This is a genomic window from Modestobacter sp. KNN46-3 (assembly GCF_011039295.1).
On the sequence record NZ_JAAKGN010000001.1, the window covers coordinates 63,136 to 85,349 of the forward strand.

19 protein-coding genes, 1 pseudogene and 1 riboswitch are annotated in these 22,214 nt (G+C 73.6%); of the genes and pseudogenes, 14 read left to right on the forward strand and 6 right to left on the reverse strand.

The annotated features are described in order from the left end of the window. Positions 1-43: 43 nt before the first annotated feature. The 3 genes from G5C62_RS00335 to G5C62_RS00345 all read left to right on the forward strand — a co-directional run bounded on the left by G5C62_RS00335 (position 44) and on the right by G5C62_RS00345 (position 2,569). Entirely contained in the window at positions 44-883 is an 840-nt protein-coding gene (locus G5C62_RS00335) for a bacteriorhodopsin (protein ID WP_164699685.1), read from the forward strand. Positions 884-899: 16 nt separating this feature from the next. Continuing rightward, complete coding sequence (locus G5C62_RS00340) at positions 900-1,892, forward strand: Brp/Blh family beta-carotene 15,15'-dioxygenase (RefSeq protein WP_164699686.1); 993 nt, start codon at positions 900-902, stop codon at positions 1,890-1,892. Between the two features lie 155 nt (positions 1,893-2,047). Continuing rightward, on the forward strand, positions 2,048-2,569 hold the full coding sequence (locus G5C62_RS00345; protein WP_164699687.1) for a hypothetical protein: 522 nt from the start codon (positions 2,048-2,050) through the stop codon (positions 2,567-2,569). A 76-nt stretch (positions 2,570-2,645) separates the two neighbouring features. Here G5C62_RS00345 and G5C62_RS00350 read toward each other — a convergent pair whose 3' ends face one another. Together G5C62_RS00350 and G5C62_RS00355 are read right to left on the reverse strand one after the other, a co-directional pair. Then, entirely contained in the window at positions 2,646-3,452 is an 807-nt protein-coding gene (locus tag G5C62_RS00350) for a hypothetical protein (protein WP_164699688.1), read from the reverse strand. After that, positions 3,449-4,411, reverse strand: a complete 963-nt coding sequence (locus G5C62_RS00355; RefSeq protein ID WP_164699689.1) for an ABC transporter ATP-binding protein — start codon at positions 4,409-4,411, stop codon at positions 3,449-3,451. Before G5C62_RS00355 ends, G5C62_RS00350 begins: the two co-directional genes overlap by 4 nt. 198 nt (positions 4,412-4,609) lie before the next feature. Here G5C62_RS00355 and G5C62_RS00360 point away from each other — a divergent pair, with 198 nt between their 5' ends. From G5C62_RS00360 to thiC, 3 genes are all read left to right on the forward strand, one after another. Beyond that, complete coding sequence (locus G5C62_RS00360; protein WP_164699690.1) at positions 4,610-5,881, forward strand: sensor histidine kinase; 1,272 nt, start codon at positions 4,610-4,612, stop codon at positions 5,879-5,881. Beyond that, entirely contained in the window at positions 5,878-6,528 is a 651-nt protein-coding gene (locus G5C62_RS00365) for a response regulator transcription factor (protein ID WP_164699691.1), read from the forward strand. The genes G5C62_RS00360 and G5C62_RS00365 overlap by 4 nt, the downstream gene beginning before the upstream one ends. Before the next feature lie 74 nt (positions 6,529-6,602). Next, a riboswitch (TPP riboswitch) is annotated at positions 6,603-6,716 on the forward strand. Further along, positions 6,710-8,506, forward strand: coding sequence for a phosphomethylpyrimidine synthase ThiC (gene thiC, locus G5C62_RS00370; RefSeq protein WP_164699692.1), 1,797 nt, complete (start codon positions 6,710-6,712; stop codon positions 8,504-8,506). (Overlaps the previous riboswitch by 7 nt.) 38 nt (positions 8,507-8,544) lie before the next feature. On the opposite strand, the gene G5C62_RS00375 is transcribed toward thiC, so the two are convergent. After that, positions 8,545-9,537 carry a YafY family protein gene (locus G5C62_RS00375; protein WP_164699693.1) on the reverse strand — a complete coding sequence of 331 codons (993 nt, stop codon included), beginning with the start codon at positions 9,535-9,537 and terminating at the stop codon, positions 8,545-8,547. 63 nt (positions 9,538-9,600) lie between these two features. Here G5C62_RS00375 and G5C62_RS00380 point away from each other — a divergent pair, with 63 nt between their 5' ends. The 3 genes from G5C62_RS00380 to G5C62_RS00390 all read left to right on the forward strand — a co-directional run bounded on the left by G5C62_RS00380 (position 9,601) and on the right by G5C62_RS00390 (position 12,980). Continuing rightward, positions 9,601-10,821 (forward strand): epoxide hydrolase family protein, encoded by a 1,221-nt coding sequence (locus tag G5C62_RS00380; RefSeq protein WP_206330412.1) that lies wholly within the window; start codon positions 9,601-9,603, stop codon positions 10,819-10,821. 106 nt (positions 10,822-10,927) lie between these two features. Next, complete coding sequence (gene ggt, locus G5C62_RS00385) at positions 10,928-12,787, forward strand: gamma-glutamyltransferase (RefSeq protein WP_206330413.1); 1,860 nt, start codon at positions 10,928-10,930, stop codon at positions 12,785-12,787. 37 nt (positions 12,788-12,824) lie between these two features. Further along, positions 12,825-12,980: a hypothetical protein gene (locus G5C62_RS00390; RefSeq protein ID WP_164699695.1), complete on the forward strand. Its 156-nt coding sequence runs from the start codon at positions 12,825-12,827 to the stop codon at positions 12,978-12,980. A 74-nt stretch (positions 12,981-13,054) separates the two neighbouring features. Here G5C62_RS00390 and G5C62_RS00395 read toward each other — a convergent pair whose 3' ends face one another. Next, on the reverse strand, positions 13,055-15,136 hold the full coding sequence (locus G5C62_RS00395) for an MMPL family transporter (protein WP_241175640.1): 2,082 nt from the start codon (positions 15,134-15,136) through the stop codon (positions 13,055-13,057). A 1,171-nt stretch (positions 15,137-16,307) separates the two neighbouring features. Between G5C62_RS00395 and G5C62_RS00405 the strand changes: the two genes are divergently transcribed. From G5C62_RS00405 to G5C62_RS00415, 3 genes and pseudogenes are all read left to right on the forward strand, one after another. Beyond that, the gene (locus G5C62_RS00405; RefSeq protein WP_164699697.1) at positions 16,308-16,901 is read left to right on the forward strand and encodes a universal stress protein; all 594 of its coding nucleotides are present in this window, start codon (positions 16,308-16,310) and stop codon (positions 16,899-16,901) included. A 249-nt stretch (positions 16,902-17,150) separates the two neighbouring features. After that, positions 17,151-18,503: a PP2C family protein-serine/threonine phosphatase gene (locus G5C62_RS00410; RefSeq protein ID WP_241175641.1), complete on the forward strand. Its 1,353-nt coding sequence runs from the start codon at positions 17,151-17,153 to the stop codon at positions 18,501-18,503. Positions 18,504-18,614: 111 nt separating this feature from the next. Beyond that, positions 18,615-19,004: pseudogene (locus G5C62_RS00415) on the forward strand (serine hydrolase domain-containing protein); the annotation flags it as partial. Positions 19,005-19,111: 107 nt separating this feature from the next. Here G5C62_RS00415 and G5C62_RS00420 read toward each other — a convergent pair. Then, entirely contained in the window at positions 19,112-20,002 is an 891-nt protein-coding gene (locus G5C62_RS00420; RefSeq protein WP_164699698.1) for a polysaccharide deacetylase, read from the reverse strand. A 49-nt stretch (positions 20,003-20,051) separates the two neighbouring features. Continuing rightward, positions 20,052-21,020, reverse strand: a complete 969-nt coding sequence (locus G5C62_RS00425; RefSeq protein WP_164699699.1) for an asparaginase — start codon at positions 21,018-21,020, stop codon at positions 20,052-20,054. 172 nt (positions 21,021-21,192) lie between these two features. On the opposite strand from G5C62_RS00425, the gene G5C62_RS00430 reads away from it, so the two are divergent. Both G5C62_RS00430 and G5C62_RS00435 read left to right on the forward strand, forming a co-directional pair. Then, positions 21,193-21,351, forward strand: a complete 159-nt coding sequence (locus tag G5C62_RS00430; protein ID WP_164699700.1) for a hypothetical protein — start codon at positions 21,193-21,195, stop codon at positions 21,349-21,351. A 131-nt stretch (positions 21,352-21,482) separates the two neighbouring features. Then, positions 21,483-22,199 (forward strand): Crp/Fnr family transcriptional regulator, encoded by a 717-nt coding sequence (locus G5C62_RS00435; protein WP_164699701.1) that lies wholly within the window; start codon positions 21,483-21,485, stop codon positions 22,197-22,199. The last annotated feature ends 15 nt before the right edge of the window (positions 22,200-22,214 follow it).

The following is a 22,214-nucleotide window of genomic DNA, read 5'->3' on the forward strand; positions in this document are numbered from 1 at the left end:
CGGCAGAAGAGCGACGACACCGCCTTCCCGATCAGGAGACGACGTGAACGTCGAGAACACTTTCACCTACGACTTCTTCCAGTACACGATCGTGTCCCACGTCTTCACCCTCGGCTACGCCGCGATGGCCGCGGGCCTGGTCTACTTCCTGCTGACCAGCAAGAACTCGCTGCCCCGGTACCAGCTGTCCTCCACCTTGTCCGCGGTCGTGATGCTGTCGGCGTTCCTGGAGCTGTTGGTCATCTCCCTCAGGTGGGACAGCGCCTTCAGCTGGGACGGCGAGGCGTTCAGCTCGACCGGCGCACTGTTCTCCAACGGCTACCGGTACATGAACTGGACGATCGACGTCCCGGTGCTGCTGCTGCAGATGCTGATCGTCCTGGGGGTGACCGGTGCGGCGTTCCGCCGCGGCTGGATCGTCTTCACCGTCGCCGGGCTGGGGATGATCTACACCGGTTACGCCGGCCAGTTCTACGAGGTCGAGCGCAGCGCGCCGTTCTGGATCTGGGGCTCGATCAGCACGGTGTTCTTCCTGGTGATCCTGGCTCTGGTGTACCGCACCGTGTACGGCAACGTCGGCCGGCTGCCCGCGGAGGTCCGCCCGCTGGTCAAGGCCGTGTGGTGGCTGCTGCTGGTCTCCTGGATGCTCTACCCCGGCGCCTACCTGATGCCGGCGATCTGGGACTCCGCCGACGGCGTGGTCGCCCGGCAGATCACCTACACCGTCGCCGACATCACCTCCAAGGTCGTCTACGGCATCCTGCTGGCGGTCATCGCCCGGAAGGTGAGCAAGCACGAGGGCCACGACGAGGCCGTCGCCTCCGACGTCACCATGCCCCGCGGCGGCATCACCGACGTGGCGGCTCCCGGTCGGGCTGCCTGATCCGCCGGGGGGCGTCGTGACGGCACGCGCACCGCTGCGGGTGACCGCGCTGACGACCCGGCTGTCGGTCGGGGTCGTCGGCGCGGTCGTCGGGGCGGCCGTGCTGCTGCCCGACCAGCTCTCGGCATGGGGACTGGGCGTCCTGGCCGTCGGGGTGCTGGTCGGGTTGCCGCACGGTGCGGTCGACCACCTGGTCCCGGACTGGGTCGCCGGGCGACCGGGGCGGATGCTGCGCCCGGGCGTCCTGGTCGGCTACGCCGTCACCGCACTGGTCGCACTGGGCGCCCTCCTGGTGACCCCGGTGGTGAGCCTGCTGCTGTTGTTCGTCGTCTCCGCGGTGCACTTCGGCATGGGTGAGGTGGCGTTCGACGCCGAGCGGTCGGGGACCCCGTGGCGGCCTGCGCTGCGGGACGTCGCACCCGTCGTGGGCCTGGGCGGGCTGCCCATCGCCGTCCCGCTCGCCCGGTGGCCCGAGGAGGCCGACCGGGTGCTGGCGGCGCTGTCCCCGGAGCTGCCGGGGTTGCTGACACCCGGCGTCCGGCAGGCTGCGCTCGCCGTCGTCGGCGTGGCCCTCCTCGGCACCGTGTCCGGTGCGCTGGCCCGCGGCCGGCCCGGATGGGCGGCCGAGGCCGGCCTGCTGGCCGCGCTGTTCACCCTTGCTCCGCCGGCTGCGGCCTTCGGCGCGTACTTCGGTGGCTGGCACGCCGTCCGCCACATCGGGCGCCTGCTCGCGGTCGACCCCCGCAACGGCGAGGACCTGGCGGCCGGCCGGCTCGGCGTCCCGCTGCTCCGCTACGCCACAGCGGCCGCGGTCCCCACCGGGGTGGCCCTCGCCGGCATCGCGCTCCTCGTCCTCAGTGCGCAACGACCCGACTGGACGGCCGGCGCGCTGGCCGTCCTCCTCGGCCTCACCGTCCCGCACATGGCGGTGGTGGCGCTGCTCGACCGGCGGGCGCCGGCCAGGCTCCCGCACCAGCCCGTGCGGGTGGACCCGTCGGCGGGCGGCTGAGCGCCGGCGCAGGCCCTCGACACACCGGACGACACGCCTGGGCGGCGCCCGAGTTCGGAGCGGACTCGCCGGTCGTCCCCCCACGGCCCCCCGGACGTTCACCTGCCGAGCCGAGCCTGGGGGTCCCGATGGACCGAGCACAGGAGGAGCACCTCATGACCGGACCGACGAGCACGACGAAGGCCAGCCAGGCGACCAAGGACGAGCCCGGCTCTGCTGCACCCGAGGCCGAGGAGCGGGTCGCCCCAGGGGCGTCCACGGGCTCGGACGTCGAGCTCCGGGAGCTGGCCCGGACCCAGGAGGACGTGGCGCAGCGTGCCCGGCGGCTGGTCGCGGGCGAGCTGGTGGCGTCCGGGCCCGACGGCACGGAGGAGCGCCAGCAGGTCGAGCGGGTGCTCGAGCAGGCCCGCGCCGGCCTGCTCGCCGAACTGCGCGACCAGGAGCAGGAGCGCGCCCGGCGTCAGCTGCAGGAGGCCGCCGCCAGTGGCGAGGACGCCGTCGCCGGGGTCGTCCAGAGCATCACGACCATCGTCCGCGGCATCGTGCCGGCGGCGCTGGTGCGGCCCGAGGACGTCATCGAGGCGACGTTCGCCCTGGCCGACCAGGGGCTGCGGATCAGCCGCCGGCTGGCCCTCACGACGACCAGCAGCGTGCGCAGCCTGTCCACGTCGGTCTGAGGCACGACTCGCAGGCGGCGGCCGGGGGAGCCCCCGGCCGCCGCCCGTGTCGTGGCCGGTGGACCGACCGCGCGAGCTACGAGGCGTCCCGGCGCAGCAGTGACCAGCCGCCGGCGGCGAGCGCCGCCCCGGACCAGCCGACCAGCAGCGTCGCTGCCGCAGCCGCCGTCATGTCCGGCTCGCCGAGGAGCATCCAGACGGCACCCGTCCCCGGCAGCAGCTCCCCGAGGTCGGCCATCCACTCGACACCGAAGCCGGGCAGCAGGGCCGGCAGCACCAGCTGGAGCAGGAAGACCGTGGCCAGTGCCCCGGCGGTGCTGCGCAGCAGCAGGCCGACGCCGACCGCCAGCACGCTCCCGGCGGCCAGCACCGCCGCGACCCGGCCGAGGCTGTCGGCCAGGTCGGCCAGGGTCAGGGTCAGGTCGGGCGCGATGAGCCAGGCGGCCACGTCGGCGACCAGCGCGAGGAGCACCCCGGCCACCGTGGCGACGACGACCGGCACGGTGACCCGGGCGGCCAGCAGCACCCCGCGGCGCGGCGTCCACTGCAGGGTCGGGCCGATCGACCCGCTGGCGTACTCCTGGGTGACCGCGAGCAGGGCCAGCACCAGCAGCGCGAACTGGCCCAGCAGGACGCCGAACTCACCGGCGAACGTCGCCGGCAGGCCGGTCAACGGGTCGGCCGGTCCGGTCGCCTCGTCGAAGGCCGCGGTGGCGCCGATGCCCACGACGGTGACCGCGGCCGCCAGCAGGCACCACCACGTCGTCCGGACCGTGCGCAGTCGCAGCCACTCGGCCCCGGCGGCGCGCCGGAAGACGGGCGCCGTCCCCGGTTCGGTGGTCGCCGTCCCCGTCGTCGGGACGGCGAGCTCCGCCGCGCTCATCGCTGCACCAGCCCGGCCGGCTCGGGCGCGACGGCGACCCGGTACTGGACGCTGTCGCCGGTGAGGTCGAGGTAGACCTGCTCCAGCGAGGAGTGCTCCTCGGCCAGTCGGTGCACCGCGACACCGGTCTCCAGGGCGACGTCGCCGACGGTCTCCGCCGTCGTGCCCTCGACCAGCAGGTCGCCGTCCTCGGTGGGGTGCACCTGCAGCCGTCGGCGGCGCAGGGCGCCGACCAGGGCGTCGGGCGACGGGGTCCGCACCCGGACCTGCCGCTGCGCACCCTGCCCGCGCATGACCTCCTGCATCGACGCGTCGGCGATCAGCCGGCCGCGGCCGATGATCACCAGGTGGTCGGCGGTCTGCTCCATCTCGCTCATCAGGTGGCTGGACAGCAGCACCGTCCGCCCCTCGTCGGCCAGCCCGCGCACCAGCCGGCGGATCCACCGGACCCCGTCCAGGTCGAGGCCGTTCATCGGCTCGTCGAACAGCAGGACGGCGGGGTCACCGAGCAGCGCGGTCGCGATGCCGAGCCGCTGGCGCATGCCCAGGGAGTAGCCGCGCACCCGCCGCCGGGCCGCGGGGCCGAGCCCCACCTGGTCGACGACGTCGTCCACCCGGCGCAGCGGGATGCCGTGCGTGCGGGCGGCGACCCGCAGGTGGTCGCGCCCGCTGCGCCCGGGGTGGACGGCGCCCGCGTCGAGCAGGGCACCGGCCGTCCGGAGCGGCTCGGCCAGCGTGGCGAAGGGCCGGCCGGCCACCAGGGCGGAGCCGGCGGTGGGCCGGTCGAGGCCGAGGACCATGCGCATCGTGGTCGACTTGCCCGCGCCGTTCGGACCGAGGAAGCCGGTCACCTTGCCCGGCTGGACGTCGAAGGTCAGGTCGTCGACGGCCCGGACGGTGCTGGTCCCACGCACGGACGCGGTGCCGTACTCCTTGGTGAGGCCGCGCACCTGGATCATGGTCGCGGCCCGTCGGGGGCGTGACGGCGTCGCCGCCACGGGAGGGGTGCAGTCATGACACGGAGCGTGTCGGGCCCATCGGCCCGGGCGGATCACCCCACGGTGCCGAGCAGCGTCCCCCACGTGGGGGAGGCGAACGGGGCGCGCACAGGGGAGCCGCCGGGCGCGACGATCCGCCACGATCGATCGGTGCCCCCGATGACCTCCTCACGCTCGGCGACCGAGCTCGCCGCCCGGCTGCGGATGGTGCTGGCCGCCGCCCGCCCGGGCTGGCGAGGCCGGGCCCTCTACGCGCTGGCGAGCCTGCCCCTCGGCGCGCTGTACCTGGTGCTGTACGCCGGGCTGGTCGGCTCGGTGGTGGCCGTGGTCTACGGCGTCGGCGTGCTGCTCGTCCTGCTGGTGCTCGCAGTGACCCGCTCCCTGGCCGAGATGGAGCGCCGGCTGGCCCGCAGGCTGCTCGGTGTCGACGTCCCGGCCGGTGAGCGGGTCCGCGACCGGCGCGGCGTCGTCCGCCGGCTGCGGCGGCTGGTCTTCGCGGCCGACACCTGGCGGGCCCTGGGCTGGCTCGGGGCCCGCGTGCTCCTCGGCCTCGCCGCGTCCACCACCCTGCTGTTCGGCGGCGCCGTCTTCGTCGCCCTCGGCTGGGAGATCGAGTGGAACCCGCTCAACGCGCTCCCGCTGCTGGCGCTCATGGTCCTCGACGTCGTCCTCGTCCTGGCCGGGCTCGACCTGCTGGTGCGGTTGTCCGCGTCCGTGGCGCCGCGGCTGCTCGGCACCGCGCCCGAACAGCGGATCGCCGCGCTGCAGCAGAGCACCCGGCGGCTGGCCGACCGGAACAGGCTGGCCCGCGACCTGCACGACACCATCGGTCATGCGCTGACCGCCAGCCTGCTGCAGGCCACCGCCGCCCGCCGCACCCTGACGCCCGTCGGCGAGCGGCCGCTGCAGGCCGACTTCGCGCGCCAGGCGCTGGGGCACATCGAGACGAACACCCGGACCGCGCTCGCGGAGCTCGACCGGGTGCTCACCGTGCTCCGTGCCGAGGACGGCGGCCGTGACCCCGCCCCGTTCGCCGCGCCGTCGCTGGACGACCTCGAGGACCTGCTTGCCGGACTCCGCGACGGCGGCCTGCCCGTCGAGCTCGTGGTGGGCGGCGACGTCGACGACGTGCCCGCCGGTGTCCAGGAGCTGGCCTACCGGGTGGTCCAGGAGGGGACGACGAACGTGCTGCGGCACGCGGGCACCCCGCGGACGGTCGCCGAGGTCGTCCGCAGCGGGGACACCCTCGTCGTCCGCGTGTGCAACGAACCGGTCTCCCAGCACGACGGCCGCCCGGGCCCCGGCGGCGGCCGCGGGTTGGCCGGCCTACGGGAGCGGGCGACCGCCGTCGGCGGCACGCTCACCGCCGGACGGACGCCGGCCGGCGGGTTCGACCTGTGTGTCACCCTGCCGCTGTCGGGTGCGGCGTGACCGCCCTGCGGCTGCTGCTCGTGGACGACGACGTGCTCGTCCGCTCCGGGCTGCGGGTGATCCTGGAGAGCGAGCCCGACCTGGCCGTCGTGGGCGATGCCGGCACCGGCCGGGAGGCGCTGGCCGTCGCGGCCGACACCGATCCGGACGTCGTCCTCATGGACGTCCGGATGCCCGACATGGACGGCATCGCGGCGACCGCGGAGCTGGTCGCCCGTGACCCGCAGCGCCCCCGCGTGCTGGTCCTGACCACGTTCGAGGACGACGACTACCTGTTCCGTTCGCTGCAGGCCGGGGCGAGCGGCTTCGCGCTGAAGCGGTCGGAGCCGGACTCGCTCGTCGACGCCATCCGGGTCGTCGCCCGGGGGACGACCCTGGTGCTCCCGGACCTGACCCGGCGGCTCATCGCCTCGCACGCGCCCTCCCGCGCCCGAGGGCCGGCCGCACTGCCGGAGCTGACCGGCCGCGAGGCCGACGTGCTGCGGCTGGTGGCGGGCGGGCTGTCCAACGCCGAGATCGCCACCGAGCTGTTCCTCAGCCGCGAGACGGTGAAGACGCACGTCAGCAGCGTGCTGCTCAAGCTCCGTGCGCGGGACCGCACTCAGGCGGTCATCGCTGCCTACGAGAGCGGCTTCATGACCGGCTGATCGCCCCCCGTCGTCCGATCCCCGACCGCGCCGGGTCAGGGCTGGGCAGGAGCACCCGCTTGGGCCTAGGGTCCGTGTCGACCCGCGGGAGCCTCGCGTACCGAGGCTGAGAGGGCGGCAGGACCGGCCGCTGACCGTTCGCACCTGATCCGGTTAACACCGGCGTAGGGAGGAACCCCTGATGACGGACGTCCAGCACCGGCCACAGACCGAGGGCACCGAGTTCCCCGGCTCCCGCAAGACCCACCTGCAGGGCAGCCGCCCGGACCTGCGGGTCCCGATGCGCGAGGTGCAGCTGTCCACCGGCGACAGCGTGGTGCTCTACGACACCTCGGGCCCGTACACCGACCCGGCGGTGCACACCGACATCCGGGCCGGGCTGCCCCGGCACCGGGAGGACTGGATCACCGAGCGCGCCGACACGGAGAGCTACGAGGGCCGCGCGGTGCAGCCGGTGGACAACGGGCGCCGCCCGGGTGACACCCGGGACCTGGACAGCGTCTTCGCTGCCGCCCACCGTCCCCGCCGCGGCCTGCCGGGGACGACGGTCACCCAGCTCGCCTACGCCCGCCGCGGCCAGGTCACCCCCGAGATGGAGTTCGTGGCGCTGCGGGAGGGGGTCTCCGTCGAGCACGTCCGCAGCGAGATCGCCCGCGGCCGCGCGGTGCTGCCGGCCAACGTGAACCACCCGGAGTCCGAGCCGATGGCGATCGGCCGCAACCTGCTCGTCAAGATCAACGCCAACATCGGCAACAGTGCGGTCGCCTCCTCCATCGAGGAGGAGGTGGACAAGATGACCTGGGCCACCCGCTGGGGCGCCGACACCGTCATGGACCTCTCGACCGGCCGCAACATCCACACCACCCGGGAGTGGATCATCCGCAACAGCGCCGTCCCGATCGGCACCGTGCCCATCTACCAGGCGCTGGAGAAGGTGAACGGCAAGGCCGAGGACCTGTCCTGGGAGGCCTACCGGGACACGCTCGTGGAGCAGTTCGAACAGGGCGTCGACTACGTCACCGTGCACGCCGGGGTGCTGCTGCGCTACGTCCCGCTGGCGGCGAACCGGAAGACCGGCATCGTGTCCCGCGGCGGCTCGATCATGGCGGCCTGGTGCCTGGCCCACCACCAGGAGAACTTCCTCTACACGCACTTCCGCGAGATGTGCGAACTGATGGCCGCCTACGACGTCACCTTCTCCCTCGGCGACGGCCTCCGCCCCGGGTGCATCGCCGACGCCAACGACGAGGCCCAGTTCAGCGAGCTGCGCACGTTGGGTGAGCTGACCCGGATCGCCTGGGAACACGATGTCCAGGTGATGGTCGAGGGTCCGGGGCACGTGCCGATGAACAAGATCAAGGAGAACATGGACCTCCAGTTGGAGGTCTGCGACGAGGCGCCGTTCTACACCCTGGGCCCGCTGACCACCGACATCGCGCCGGGCTACGACCACATCACCAGCGCCATCGGCGCGGCGATGATCGGCTGGTACGGCACCGCGATGCTCTGCTACGTCACCCCCAAGGAGCACCTGGGGCTGCCGGACCGGGACGACGTCAAGGACGGCGTCATCACCTACAAGATTGCCGCCCACGCCGCGGACCTGGCCAAGGGGCACCCCGGGGCGCAGGCCTGGGACGACGCACTGTCCGACGCGCGGTTCGAGTTCCGCTGGACCGACCAGTTCAACCTCTCCCTTGACCCGACGACGGCCCGCGACTTCCACGACGAGACGCTGCCGGCCGGTGCGGCCAAGACCGCGCACTTCTGCTCGATGTGCGGCCCGCACTTCTGCTCCATGCGGATCAGCCAGGACGTGCGGGCCTACGCCGCGGCCAAGGGCGTCGCCGCGGACGAGGCGCTCCAGCTGGGGATGGCGGAGAAGTCCGCCGAGTTTATGGACGAAGGCGCCCGGGTCTACCTCCCCGTCGTCGACCTGTCGGAGGCCGTCACCTCGACCACACCCACGGACGACTGACGCGGCCGCCCGCGGACCACTGCGTCCGCGGGCGGCCGTCAGTCGATCTCGCCCGTGCGTGCGTCAGCCGGGAGCTCGGCGATCGCAGCCGCACAGCGCTGCGACTGCCGGTGCAGGGCCGCGGTGAGCTCCGGAGGCCCGTCGAGCACTGTGAAGTCGGCGTCGACCGAGGTGAGCATCCACACCAGGGTGGTGGGGTCGTCGGCGCCGACGGTGAACAGGCAGCTGGCAGCATCGACGGCCGTCACCACCCCCATGCCCGGCCAGACCTTGTCGGCGACCGCCGCCGCCGGCTCGTGCAGCCGCACCGTCGCCCGGTACGGCCAGGTCCGGGCCGACAGCTGACGGGACAGCCAGGCGACGACGTCACCGTCCGGCGGCTCCCGCGGGGTGAACCGCGAGCCGTTGGGCGACCGCGGGGACATCCGGTCGGCACGGAAGCTGCGCCAGTCGCGGCGGTCGGGGTCCCAGGCGACCAGGTACCAGCTCCGGCCGAAGCTGACGAGGCGGTGCGGCTCGACGGTCCGGGTCGTCTGCCCGGTTCGCGGACTGCTGTAGTCGAACCGCAGGCACTCGTGGCGGCGGATGGCGTCCGCGATCGCCACGAGCGTCTCGGCGGTCACCTGCGGGCCGGGGGCGGTGCCGGCCCGGACGGTGGCTTCCTGGAGCGACCGCACCCGGTGGCGCAGCCGGGCGGGCAGCACCTGCTCGAGCTTCTGCAGAGCCCGCAGCGCCGCTTCCTCCACCCCGGCGACCGAGCTCGCGGCGGCCGTCCGCAGCCCGACGACGACGGCGACCGCCTCGTCGTCGTCGAGGAGCAACGGCGGGAGAGCCGCCCCCGCACCGAGCCGGTACCCGGCCGTGCCCTGGATCGCGTGCACCGGGTAGCCGAGCTCACGCAGCCGCTCAACGTCCCTCCGGACGGTGCGCGTGCTGACCTCCAGCCGCTGGGCGAGATCGGCGCCGGACCACTCGGAGTGGGCCTGCAGGAGCGCCAGCAGCCGGAGCAGCCGAGCGGATGTCTCGAGCACGCCCTCGAGGATGCCAGTTCCTTAGGAACCGTCCTGTCCTAGGTGGCCCCTAACGTCCCCGGCGTGACGACCCCCCGGCTGGACATCCGCCCCTTCGGCATCGCCATCCCACAGGAGCAGGTCGACGACCTCTCCGCGCGGCTGGCGGCCACTCGCTGGCCCGGCGACCTCCCCGGTGTGGGCTGGAGCCGCGGCGTCCCCCAGGCCTACCTGCAGGAGCTCACCGCCTACTGGCGTGACCACTTCGACTGGCGGGCCGCCGAAGCGCGGCTCAACGTACTGCCGCAGTTCGTCACCGAGGTCGACGGGCAGCGGCTGCACTTCATCCACGTCCGCTCTCCAGAACCGGACGCGACCCCGCTGCTCCTGCTGCACGGCTGGCCGAGCACGGTGGCTGACTTCCTCGACGTCGTCGGTCCCCTGTCGGACCCCCGGTCGCATGGCATGGACCCGGCCGACGCCTTCACCCTGGTGATCCCGTCGCTGCCCGGTTTCGGGTTCTCGACGCCGCTGGCCGGCCCGGGGATGAACGCCGAGCGGACCGCACGGGTCCTGGCGACGCTCATGGCCGACCTCGGCCACGACCGCTACGGCGTGCAGGGCGGGGACACGGGGTCGTTCGTCGCAGCGGAGCTCGGGCAGGTGGCATCCGACCGGGTGATCGGTGTCCACCTCAACGCCGCGATCACCTTCCCCGCCGACGACGGCGAGGTGGACACCCTCTCCGGGGATGATCGGGAGCGTTGGAAGCGCATGCAGTCCTACAACGACGGCTACCTGCAGATCCAGTCGAAGTCGCCGCAGACGCTGGCCTACGCCCTCACCGACTCCCCGGCCGGCCAGCTGGCCTGGGTGGTCGAGGTGTTCCAGCGGTTGTCCGATCTGCCCGACTCCGGCCTCCTCGAGGACACGGTCGACCGCGATCGCCTCCTGACCGGGGTCTCCATCTACTGGTACACCGCCACTGCCGGGTCGTCGGCGCAGGTCTACTTCGAGGCGATGAACCCGGTGGCGTGGGGGGCGGGCGACTGGGAGGCCGACGGCGAGGACGCCAGCGACTGGGCGCCGGAGCGAGGGACCGTCCCGACGGGCTTCCTCCTGTCCGCGCACGACGTCACCGTCCGCACCTTCGCCGAGCGGGACCACGCTGTCGCTCGATGGACCGAGGCCGGGCGGGGCGGCCACTTCCTCGCGATGGAGCAACCCGCACTGTTCGTCGACGACGTCCGCGCGTTCTTCCGGGACCTGCCGCGGGATCGCAGCTCGAGCACCGGCGTGCGGTGAGGAGCGCAGTTCCCGGAACACGTCCGGTGCCGCCGGAGGGGTGGCGCGATGAGCTCGGAGGGTGTCCGATGTGGGCCTGCGCATCGATGACGCCCGAGGAGTCTCCATGCTGCGTCCGCGTACCACCCTGGTCGCCCTCACCGCGCTGACTGCCGGCGCCCTCGCGGCCGGCGGGCCCGCGAGCGCCGCGCCGGTCGACCCGTTGCCGGAGAAGCGCCCGTGGGCAGTCGGCACCGGGGGAGCGGTGGCCACGGTCGACGCCGACGCCACCCGGGTCGGGCTGGAGGTCCTGGCCGCCGGCGGGAACGCGGCGGACGCAGCCGTCGCCGCGGCCGCGGCGCTGGGTGTGACGGAGCCCTACTCGGCCGGGGTCGGCGGTGGGGGCTTCTTCCTCTACTACGACGCCGACACCGGAGCGGTCACCTCGATCGACGGCCGGGAGACCGCGCCGCTGGCGATGGGCGCGGGCGCCTTCCTCGACGAGGCAGGGGAGCCCCTGCCGTTCGCCGAGGCGGTGGCGAGCGGGCTCTCGGTGGGCACGCCCGGCACGCCGCAGACCTGGGCGACGGCCCTGGCGGAGTTCGGCACCTGGTCGCTCGCGGACGCGCTGCAGGGCGGGATCCAGTTGGCCGACGAGGGCTTCGTCGTCGACGAGACGTTCCGGCAGCAGACCGCGGAGAACGAGGAGAAGTTCCGCACGTTCGAGCCCAGTGCCGAGCTGTTCCTGCCGGGCGGGGCCCTGCCCGAGGTGGGGTCGGTGTTCGCCAACCCCGACCTAGCGGAGACCTACCGGCTGCTGGCGGACGAGGGCGTGGAGCCGTTCTACTCCGGGGAGCTGGCCGGCGAGATCGTGCGGACGGCCCAGGACCCGCCCGAGGCGGAGGGCGTCGAGGACGTCCGCGCGGGGCTGCTCGAGGACGTCGACCTGGCGCTGTACGACGCCCCGCTGCGGGAGCCGACCATGGTCGGGTACCGGGGGCTCGAGGTCTACGGGATGGCCCCGCCGTCCAGCGGTGGGTCGACCGTCGGCGAGGCGTTGAACATCCTGGAGCCGTTCGACCTCGGTCAGCTGCCCGCCGTGCCGGTGCTGCACCACTACCTGGAGGCCAGTGCGCTGGCCTTCGCGGACCGCAACGCCTACGTCGGCGACCCGGCGTACACCCAGGTGCCCCTGGCCGAGCTGCTCTCCGACGACTTCGCCGCGGAGCGGGTCTGCGCCATCGACCCGGCCACGGCGCTGGAGAAGCCGACGACGGCGGGCGACCCGGACGGCGAGTACGGCCCGTGCCCGGCAGCGGGCGAGCTCACGGTGGGGGAGGGCACGGAAGGCCCCTCCACCACGCACCTCACGGTCGGCGATGCCGAGGGCAACATCGCCAGCTACACGCTGACGATCGAGCAGACCGGTGGCAGCGGGATCACGGTGCCCGGCCGCGGGTTCCTGCTCAACAACGAGCTGACCGACTTCACCTTCGCCGCCGCCGACCCCATGACGCCCGAGCCGAACCTGCCCGCCCCGGGCAAGCGGCCGCGCAGCAGCATGGCGCCGACGATCGTGCTGCACGACGGTGAGCCGGTGCTCGCCCTCGGCTCCCCGGGCGGCAGCACGATCATCACGACGGTGCTGCAGACCCTGGTCAACCGCATCGACCGCGACATGAACCTCGCCCTGGCGATCGCCGCGCCCCGGGCCAGCCAGCGGAACACCCCCGCGGTGTCCGCGGAACCGGCGTTCGTCGCCGCGTACGGGCCGCCCCTCGAGGCGCTCGGGCACGAGTTCAGCGTCGTGGAGGAGATCGGTGCGGCCACCGGCATCGAGTACCTGCCGGGCGGCCTGCTGCTGGCCGCCGCGGAGCCCGACCGACGCGGCGGTGGCAGCGCGGGTGTCGTGCGCGACCTCCTCGACAACCCACTGGCAGCCGCACCGGACGTGCCCGGCCTCGCCCCCGGACTCGGCGACGACTGACGATCCGCCGGCCAGCCCACGACAGGAGAGAGTCGCCGTGACCACACCAGATGCACCGGACCCCGACGCCCGCCGGCCGGACGCCGATCCGCCACAGCAGGACGGCCGCGGCGCGGAGATCGGCCTGTCCGACGACGCCGGCGGCACGTTCGAACCCGAGGAGGACCCGGACGACGACGGGCCGTCCACCTGATCCCGGGGCCGTGGGCGCGGCGGGGTGATCGACCGTCCGGGGCTGGCCCGGAGTGAGCCGGGCGCCCCACGACCTCAGGTCTGGCTCGGCGCCCCCGACCCGGTCGGGACGGGGATGGTGCCACCGACCGGCACGCCGGGTCCATCGGGACGCCGTGCGAGCGCACCATGCCACCACATGTGCCGGCCGATGTCCAGGGTGAGCGCGGTGACCAGGACAGAGCGCACGACGATCGTGTCGAGCAGGACGCCGAGCGCCACGGCGATCCCCAGCTGCGTCAGGAACGTCAGCGGCAGCGTGCCGAGCACCGAGAACGTCGCCGCGAGCACCAGCCCCGCCGAGGTGATGACGCCACCGGTGGCGGCGAGCCCGATCAGCGCGGCCCGCCTCGTGCCGTGGTCGGCTGCCTCCTCCCGCACCCGGGTCATCAGGAAGATGTTGTAGTCGATCCCCAGGGCGACGAGGAAGACGAACACGAACAGCGGGAACGAGCTGTCGGTCGCGGTCACCCCGATCGTCCAGTCGAAGATCAGGGCGCTCAGCCCGAGCGCGGCCCCGTAGGAGAGCACCACGGTGGCGATCAGCAGCACCGGCGCGACCAGCGCCCGCAGCAGCACGGCCAGCACCAGCAGGACGACGAACATGATCAGCGGGATGACCACCAGGTTGTCCCGCTGGGCGGCGTCCTGGACGTCCAGGTTCAGTGCGGTGTTCCCGCCGACCAGTGCCTCGCCGTCGCCCGCGTCGTCGAGCGTCGTCCGCAGTCGTTCGATGGTGTCGGAGGCGGGCTCGCTGTCGAACCGGTCGGTCAGCGCGGCCTCGACGAGGGCCCGGTCACCCACCACCTGGGGTTCGCCGACCTGGGCGATGCCCTCGGTGGTGGCCGTCGCCTCGGCGACCTCGGTGGCGGAGTCGGCCGTGGTGATCACGTAGACCGAGTTGCCCGCGACCGCCGGGAAGTGCCGGGACGCGACCGCGTCGCCCTCGATCGACTCGGGGGTGCCCCGGAAGCTCTCCGCCTGGGTCAGCCCGTTGGGGGAGAGCAGCAGGACGCCGAGGGAGGCCACCAGGAGCAACGCGCTCGTCACGAGCCAGGTGGCGCGCGGCCGCGGTCGGATCGTGGCCCCCACGTGCGCCCACAGGCCGGTCGCGGTCGGTTCGGCGCTGCCGAAGGTGGGGCGCACCGGCCAGAACACCCAGCGGCCGCAGATGACCAGCAGCGCGGGCAGCAGCGTCATCAGCACGGCCAGCGTCACGGCAACGCCGATCGCGGCGACCGGGCCCAGCCCTGCGGTGGAGTTCATCTCCGCCACGACCAGGCACAGCATCCCCAGCACGACCGTGCCGCCGCTGGCCAGCACCGCCGGGCCGGCCCGGTGCACGGCCTCGGTCATGGCCTCGTGCCGGTCGGTGTGCAGGCGCAGCTCCTCGCGGTAGCGCGCGATCAGCAGCAGGGCGTAGTCGGTGCCCGCGCCCACGACCAGGACGGTGAGGATGCTCGCGCTCTGGGCGTTGACGGTGAGGTCGGCGTAGCGGGCCAGCAGGTAGATGAGGGCCTGCGAGCAGGACAGCGCGATGACGGCCGAGAAGATCGGCAGGACCCAGAGCACCGGGCTGCGGTAGGTGACCAGCAGGATCAGGACGACGACGCCCAGGGCGGCGAAGAGCAGGGTCCCGTCGATCCCCTCGAACGCCTCGGCCGAGTCCGCGGCGCTGCCGGCCGGGCCGGTCACCCAGGTGCCCAGACCCGTGGGCCCGTCGGAGACCTCGGCGCGGATGCCGTCGACCAGCGGGGCGATCGCCTCCCAGCCGTCCGACCCCACGTTGAGCGGGACGATCAGCTGGACCGACTGCCCGTCCTCGGCGGGGACCGGTCCCACGATCGTCCCGTCGAGGGCGTCGAGCTGCCCGAGGGCGCTGACGTCCTCCTGGACCGCCGCGGTGTCGGCAGCGGTGAGCCCCGCGGTGCGTTCGTAGACGATGACGGCGGGGAGAAGGTCGGGGTCGGAGCCCAGCTCCGTCTGCAGCTGCAGGGCGCGGGTCGACTCAGCGTCCGACGGCAGCCACGCCGCGACGTCATTCTCCTGCTCGTCGGTGAGGGCACCGGCCAGCGGCGCCGCGGCGGCGGCCAGCACCACCCAGAAGACGAGGACCACCCACTTCAGACGTGGATGGCTGACACGGGACGCGAACGACCTGCCCATGACGGGCCTCTCAGGGAGCGCCGGGTCAGCGGACCCGGACGGGTGGCGGGTGCGGCGGCGACGCTAGCGAGGGCTGTCGAGCCCGTCATCGCCTTTTCCTCCGGATGACCGAGCACTCCCGTGCACGGCCGCGCGGGCCCTCCCCATGTGACCGGCCGCTCGCCGGGCGTGAAGGGTCCGACGTGCCCGGGCAGCGGGGCCGAAGACTCTTGCTCACGGAGGAGGAGACCGGCGTGCGGTGCCGGACTCATCGGTCGTCGATCGACGACCGACGGGTCGGCCCCGGGCCGCTGGGGTCAGGGGGCCAGCGAGCCGGCGAAGACCTGCCACGCGAGCAGGCTCTTGGCGACCAGGCTCAGCACCAGGTACCCCCGCTCGCCGTAGGCGTAGCTGCGCCACGGGCCGATCGCTGCTCGCCAGCAGCAGGACGGCGATGGCCTGCGCTGCGTGCAGCACCGTCAGTGCCAGGTTCCAGCGCCGGAGGCCGGCCAGGCGCACGTCGTCCACCCCGGTCGCGACCGGTGCGGGTCCCGGGCTGTCGAGCTCGCTCACGACGACCTCCTGGTCGGGGGAGGATCGGGCCGCTGCCCTTCCGGCACCTGACCATCAGTCTCCTGATGCTCGACGCCAGCGCGCCAGCGGAGCAGGGAGGGCCGGAGCCCGGCTGCGCCAGCCGGTGGGGACCTCGTCGACGATCCGCTCGCTGGCCAGCTGTCAGAGCGGAGCAGGCGAAGGAGGAGGTGCCGGACCGGCACGCGCTCCCGCCGACGATCGCACCGCACCGCACCGCACCCAGCGCAACGCCGATCCACACCACGACGAGCGGTACTGGCCCGCCGCGGTCGAGGTGGTCACCGCCCTCGCCGGGCGGCCGGTCACGGGCACCCGCCCCCGACGACAGCGATCGACCTGGAACTCGTCACGACCGGGTCATCGACGAGCGGCCGGCCCTGGTGAGGTGGGTCTCGGCGGAGGACCATGAGTTCATGACGGTGCCCCGGACGGTCGAGAGGACCGGCGTCCCGGTCGCGTTCCCGCCGCGGGACTGACCGGCCCGGAACCCCGAGCAGGACGCCGCCGGGCCAGGTGCCGAACGGTGTTGCTGGATCGAGGAGGTGGCGTGATGTACGACGAGGAGGCCGACCTCTACGTCGACGTGGCTCTGGCCGAACCCGAGGTCATGCATGGTCGCCGGGTGGTGGCAGCCGTCGACGGCTCGGGGGGCTCGAAGGCGGCACTGAGATTCGCACTCGAGGACGCAGCACGGCGTGGCGTGCCGGTCGAGGCGGTGATCGCCTACCGGGTGCCGGAGTTGTGGGTGGACTACGACGGGATCGGCTCGCCCGAGGAACGACGACTGCACGACACGCTGCGCAGCCAGAGCGAGGACAAGGTCCGCACCGCGATCGACGAGGCCGCACGTGACTTCGACGGCCCACTGCCCGATGTGGAGGTCCGCGCCGCGCTGGGCCCGCCAGCAGACGCGCTCATCCGTGAGTCGGACGGCGCAGACCTGCTCGTCGTGGGCAGTCGCGGGCACGGCGGCTTCCACACCATGCTGCTCGGCTCGACGAGCATGCAGTGTGCGATGCACGCCCCCTGCCCGGTCACCGTGGTCCATTCCCCCGAGGCCCACAGCCACCGGTTGCGTCTGCATCGCGAGCGGCAGGACCAGCGGTCCAGTGAGCGACGGGGCCGGGTCGACGCGCCCGACTGAGTGGAGGTTGGCCGGGCCCGGCCGACCAGCTGCAGGGCCACCGTGGCGGTCGAACAGGTCGACCAGCGCGTCCCAGTGGTTGCGCCGGCCGGGCGGGAAACGGCGGTAGGTGGGCCGGGTGCTGACTCGACGCGCGAGCGTCCTTGACCACGGCAGCTAGGGTCGCCCTGACGTGGTGCCGACTGTCGGGGCCATGCTGTTCCACCCGGCGCACAGCCGGTGCGCCTGGGTCGCCGACGGGTCGCTCGCATGGGGCGGGACCTGGTTGGAGAGCAGATGCTGGACGACGGGCACGACCACCTCGGCATCGTCGTACAGGAGCCTGGAGCCGCTTCCGTCTCGGGCTTCGTGGACGCAGCGGGCCGGTCCCGCACCGAGAGCCTCGGCGAGCGGGTCCTGGGGTCCCTGCTCGACCGGGCCCACCTCATGCCTGCCCGGCTGGTGGGGCCGTTGGTGGCGCAGGAGATCGCCGCCGTCGGAGGTACCGACGTCAGCATCTGGCTCCGGGACTACGACCAGCGGACCCTGCAGCCCCTGGTCGGCGCAGGTCTCGTCGGCGTGACGACGGCGATCGACGGGAGCTGGCCGGGCCGCGCCTTCACCCAGGACGCCCGCATCGAGCAGGAGCTGCCCGACGGGTCGGTGCGGCTGTACCTGCCGATGCTCGACGGCTCGGACCGGGTCGGCGTCCTGGCGTTCACCCTGACCGGGGTGGACGACGACGACCGTCGGCTCGCCCAGCGGCTGGCCGGCCTGACGGCCGACCTCATCGTGACCAAGTCGCTCTACACCGGCACGTTCGCCCGGGTGCGCGCCGCTGCACCGTTGAGCCTGTCGGCCCATCTGCAGTGGCAGGCACTGCCGCCGCTGATCATGACCACTCCGGACGTGGCCCTCGCCGGCATCCTGGAACCGGCCTACGACGTCGGTGGGGACAGCTTCGACTACGCCCTGGACGATCACGTCCTGCACCTGGCCGTGTTCGACGCCATGGGCCACGGGCTGGAGGCGGCCATCATGGCCACCGTCGTGGTCGCCGCCTACCGGCACGGCCGACGGTCCGCTGCGTCGCTGCCGGACCTCTACGTGCACATGGACGACGTCCTGGGCTCGACCCACCCGGGGCGCTTCGCGACGGCCCAGGTGGGTCAGCTGGACACCGAGACCGGGACGCTCAGCTGGGTGAACGCGGGCCACCCGGCAGCCCTGCGGATCCGCTCGAGCGGCGCCGTCGACGAGCTGACCGGTCCGATCACCCGCCCCGTGGGGTTCGGGGGCGCCGCGCCGTCGGTGCAGACGACCCAGCTCGCGCCGGGGGACCGGGTGCTGTTCTTCACCGACGGCGTCGTCGAGGAACGGCTGGCGGACGGGCTGCAGTTCGGCGAGGACCGGCTGCGGGAACTGGTCGAGCAGACCAGCGCCGCCGGGATGAGCGTGGCCGAGACGGTCCGGCTGCTGTCGCACACCCTCATGGCGGCCCGGGGCGGCCGGACCAGCGACGACGCCTCGTTGCTGCTCGTGGAGTGGCGTGGTCCGCCGCGGGACGACGAGCTGGCCCGCGGCATCATCGGCGGGCTGCCCGCCGGCGACATCGACAGCTGACGAAGGCCTTGCCCTGGCCGACCCGGACCGGCAGGGTGCCGGGCACCGCCGTGACCCAGGTCACCGCGCCGATCGGGGCAGTCCCGGTCGTCCTCCGATCCGGGAGCACCCATGGACTCGAACGCCGTCGACGTCGTCCTGCAGGCAGCCGTGGCGCGCGGCGCCGTGCCCAACGCGGTGGTGGTCGTCGCCGACCGCGACGGCCTGGTCCTGGAGAGCGCGGCCGGGTCCCGGGTGGCCGGTGGGGACGAGCCGGTCGGTGCCGACACCCACTTCCGCATCATGTCGATGACCAAGATGGTCGCGACGGTGGCCGCGCTGCAGCAGGTCGAGCGGGGCACCCTCCGCCTGGACGCCCCGGTGGAGGAGTACTGCCCGGAGTTCGCCGCGTTGCAGGTCCTCGACGGCTTCGACGGTGACGTGCCCCGCCTGCGGCCGCCGGCGACGAAGGCCACGGTGGGTCAGCTGCTCACCCACACGGCCGGGCTGGGCTACTGGTTCTTCAACGCCGAGCTGCTGCGCTGGACGTGGAGACGGCTCTGTACGACGTCCTCTGACTCGTCGGGGGTGGGTCCGCCCCGCCGTCAGGAGGGACGCTGCGGCGAGGTCTACGACCGGCCACCGGTCCGCGGGGAGCGGCTGAGGAAGTCGTCGGCGATCTGGTCGAAGGTCGCCCAGCGGACGCCGTCGTGGCCGTTGATGTGCTCGATGAGCCGTTCCAGCATGAGCAGCACCTGCGGGCGTCCGGAGACGTCCGGGTGGATGGTCATGGTGAAGGCCGCCTGGTCCATCTCGCGGTGCACCCAGTCGAACTGGTCGCGCCACATCTGCTCGATGTCCCGCGGGTTCACGAAGCCGTGGCTGTTGGGGCTGGACTTGACGAACATCATCGGCGGCAGGTCGTCGAGGTACCAGTTGGCCGGGATCTCGACCAGGTCGGTCTCCTCCCCGCGGACCAGCGGCTCCATCCAGCTCTCCGCCGACGCCGAGTAGTCGATCTTCGTCCAGGAATCGCCGACCCGGACGTGGTAGGGCTCGAAGTCCCGGTGCATCAGCGAGTGGTCGTACTTGATGCCGCGCTCGAGCAGCAGCTCGTTGGTGACGCCGCTGAACTCCCACCAGGGGGCCACGTACCCGGTGGGACGGCGCCCGGTCCGCTCCTCGATCAGCGCGATGCAGCGGTCGAGCACCGCCTGCTCCTGCTCCCGGCTCATCGCGATCGGGTTCTCGTGGCTGTAGCCGTGCACGCCGATCTCGTGCCCGGCTGCGACGCAGGCGTCGAACTGCTCCGGGAATGTCTCGATCGAGTGCCCCGGCCAGAAGAACGTCTGCGTCAGGCCGTACCGCCGGAACAGCTCGAGGATGCGCGGGACACCGACCTCGCCGGCGAACACGCCGCGGGAGATGTCGTCCGGGGAGTCCTCCCCGCCGTAGGACCCGAGCCAGCCGCCCACGGCGTCGATGTCGACGCCGAAGGCCACGAAGATCTCCTTGCTCATCGTCGTCGCGCTCCTTCACACAGCTCGGCCCCGAGCCGGGGCGGTGGGGTCAGACGGCGAGGTGCTGGGCCAGCACCCGCTGCGGGTCGTCGGGGGCGAGGGCGAGCGCTGCGGCCAGCAACAGCCGTCCCTGCCAGGGGCTCAGGTCACCGGCGAACACGGCCCCGCCCCGGGCCAGCCGGGCACCTCCGGCGGCATAGAGCGGTGCGACGGGACCGGACGGCACCCGGGAGCAGACGAGGACGGGGATCCCGCCGGCGACCAGCTCCTCGGTCGCCTCGGCGATCGCCGGGGGGACGTTCCCGGCGCCGAGGGCCTGCAGGACGAGCCCGGCGGCGCCGGCGGCGACCGCGGCGTGCAGCAGCGCCGCGTCCGCGCCGAGGTGGCAGGCCACGACGTCGACCCGGGGCAGTTCCGCCCGCAGGTCCAGCGGGAGCGGCGCGGGCCGTGCGGGCCGGGCCAGGGGCCGGATCGCCTCCCCGGCCAGCCGGATCACCGGCCCCCGCCCGGGAGCACCGAAGGCACCGCTGCGCAGGGTGTCGACCTTGCGCACCCCGCGGGCGGCGAAGGCGAGGCCGTCGAAACAGAGCAGCACACCGAGGTCGCGGGCGGCGGGTGCGGAGGCGACCCGCAGCGCATCGGCGAGGTTGGCCGGGCCGTCGGGAGCCGGGCTGTCGAACGGGCGCTGCGCACCGGTGAAGACGATCGGGCGCGGGTCGTCGTGCACGAGATCGGCGAGGTACGCGGACTCCTCCATGGTGTCGGTGCCGTGGGTGACGACGACGCCGTCCACGCCGTCCTCCAGGCAGCGCCGGGCCGCGGCCACCAGCTCCCGCAGGTCGGCGGTCGTGAGGGCGAAGCTCGCAACGGTGCCGAGGTCGCTGGTCGTCACGGTGACCCCGGCGGGGGAGCCCGTCGTCGCGAGCAGCTCTGCGGCGGGGGTGACCGCCGCGAGCCCGTCCGGCCCCTGCCGGCTGGCGATGGTGCCGCCGGTGGCGAGCAGGTGCACCCGTCCCATGCGACCTCCGTTCCGGTCTAGCGCCGGCACTGGGGCGACGACGTGCCCCACGGTCCTCCGTTCACCGAGCGTCGGCGACCGGAGGTGCCTCGGCGGTCGTGCAGGGACCTCGTACCCTCCTCCGGCATGCAGCCCCGTGGAGCGGTCGACTCGGGCCGTTCCTGGGGTGGGGGTGCCTTCTGACACCAGCGCCGGGATCGGGTCGGCGGTGGGCGCTCCGCTCGCCGGTGCGGCCGTCGATGCCTCCGGTTCCTACACCCCGGCGATCGCCGGGTGCCTGGCCCTCGGGCTGGCCGCCCACCTGGCCGTGCTCAGCGTCGGTCGCTCCTGAGCGCCGCGGGGCGCCAGGATGCCGGTACCTGTGGGGCACGGACCCCCCGGTCATCGCGATGGCCTGGTCGGTCGCGGGGCCGGGTGGCGCGGGACCTGCCGAGGGGCCCGCGCCGGGCCTACCGTCTCGGCGTGGACGACGTGGCGGCTGCCCTCGCTGCCTCGAACTTCTCCCGGCTGCACCCGCCCGCCCTCCAGCGGCTGCTGGCGGGGGCGCGCCGCACCCGGGTGCCGGCGGGCTCGGTGACCCACCGGGAGGGCGAGGCGGTGCAGCACCTGGAGCTGGTCGTCGACGGCCTCCTCCGGGTCTTCGTCACCGCGCCGGACGGGCGCAGCATGACCGTGCGCTACGCCCGGCGCGGCGCGCTGATCGGTGCCGTCTCCCTCTACGCCGAGGGGTTCCGGATGCCGGCGAGCACGCAGGCCGTCGTCGACACGACCGTCCTCCGCTTCTCCCCGGACGTCGTGCGCCGGGCGGCGTCCGGGGACGCCCACGTGGCCGAGGCGTTGCTGCACGAACTGGCCGACCGGGTGCTGAGCTTCGTCCACGAGATCACCGACACCGCCTTCACCAGCGTGCGGCACCGGGTGGCCCGGCACCTGCTGGACCTGGCGTCGCAGGAGTCCTGGGCCGGTGCCGGAGGGCGCCCGACGCTCACCGTCGAGGTCAGCCAGCGCCAGCTCGCCGACGCCGTGGGCAGCGTGCGTGAGGTGGTCGGGCGCGCGTTGCGCGAGCTGCGGGAGTCGGGGGCGATCAGCACCCACCGGGACCACATCGAGATCCTGGACCCGGTGCGGCTCAGCCACGAGCAGGGTGGGACCTGGGTCCCTGACGGGCCGCACCGCTGACCCCGACACTGCCCG

What these genes read in the sequence shown, in the direction of transcription:
- thiC (WP_164699692.1), top strand. Translation starts at nt 6,710, where the DNA reads ATGACGGACGTCCAGCACCGGCCACAGACCGAGGGCACCGAGTTCCCC.
- G5C62_RS00420 (WP_164699698.1), bottom strand. Translation starts at nt 20,002, where the DNA reads ATGAGCAAGGAGATCTTCGTGGCCTTCGGCGTCGACATCGACGCCGTG.
- G5C62_RS00350 (WP_164699688.1), bottom strand. Translation starts at nt 3,452, where the DNA reads ATGAGCGCGGCGGAGCTCGCCGTCCCGACGACGGGGACGGCGACCACC.
- G5C62_RS00410 (WP_241175641.1), top strand. Translation starts at nt 17,151, where the DNA reads ATGGGGCGGGACCTGGTTGGAGAGCAGATGCTGGACGACGGGCACGAC.
- ggt (WP_206330413.1), top strand. Translation starts at nt 10,928, where the DNA reads ATGCTGCGTCCGCGTACCACCCTGGTCGCCCTCACCGCGCTGACTGCC.
- G5C62_RS00355 (WP_164699689.1), bottom strand. Translation starts at nt 4,411, where the DNA reads ATGATCCAGGTGCGCGGCCTCACCAAGGAGTACGGCACCGCGTCCGTG.
- G5C62_RS00345 (WP_164699687.1), top strand. Translation starts at nt 2,048, where the DNA reads ATGACCGGACCGACGAGCACGACGAAGGCCAGCCAGGCGACCAAGGAC.
- G5C62_RS00360 (WP_164699690.1), top strand. Translation starts at nt 4,610, where the DNA reads ATGACCTCCTCACGCTCGGCGACCGAGCTCGCCGCCCGGCTGCGGATG.
- G5C62_RS00425 (WP_164699699.1), bottom strand. Translation starts at nt 21,020, where the DNA reads ATGGGACGGGTGCACCTGCTCGCCACCGGCGGCACCATCGCCAGCCGG.
- G5C62_RS00405 (WP_164699697.1), top strand. Translation starts at nt 16,308, where the DNA reads ATGTACGACGAGGAGGCCGACCTCTACGTCGACGTGGCTCTGGCCGAA.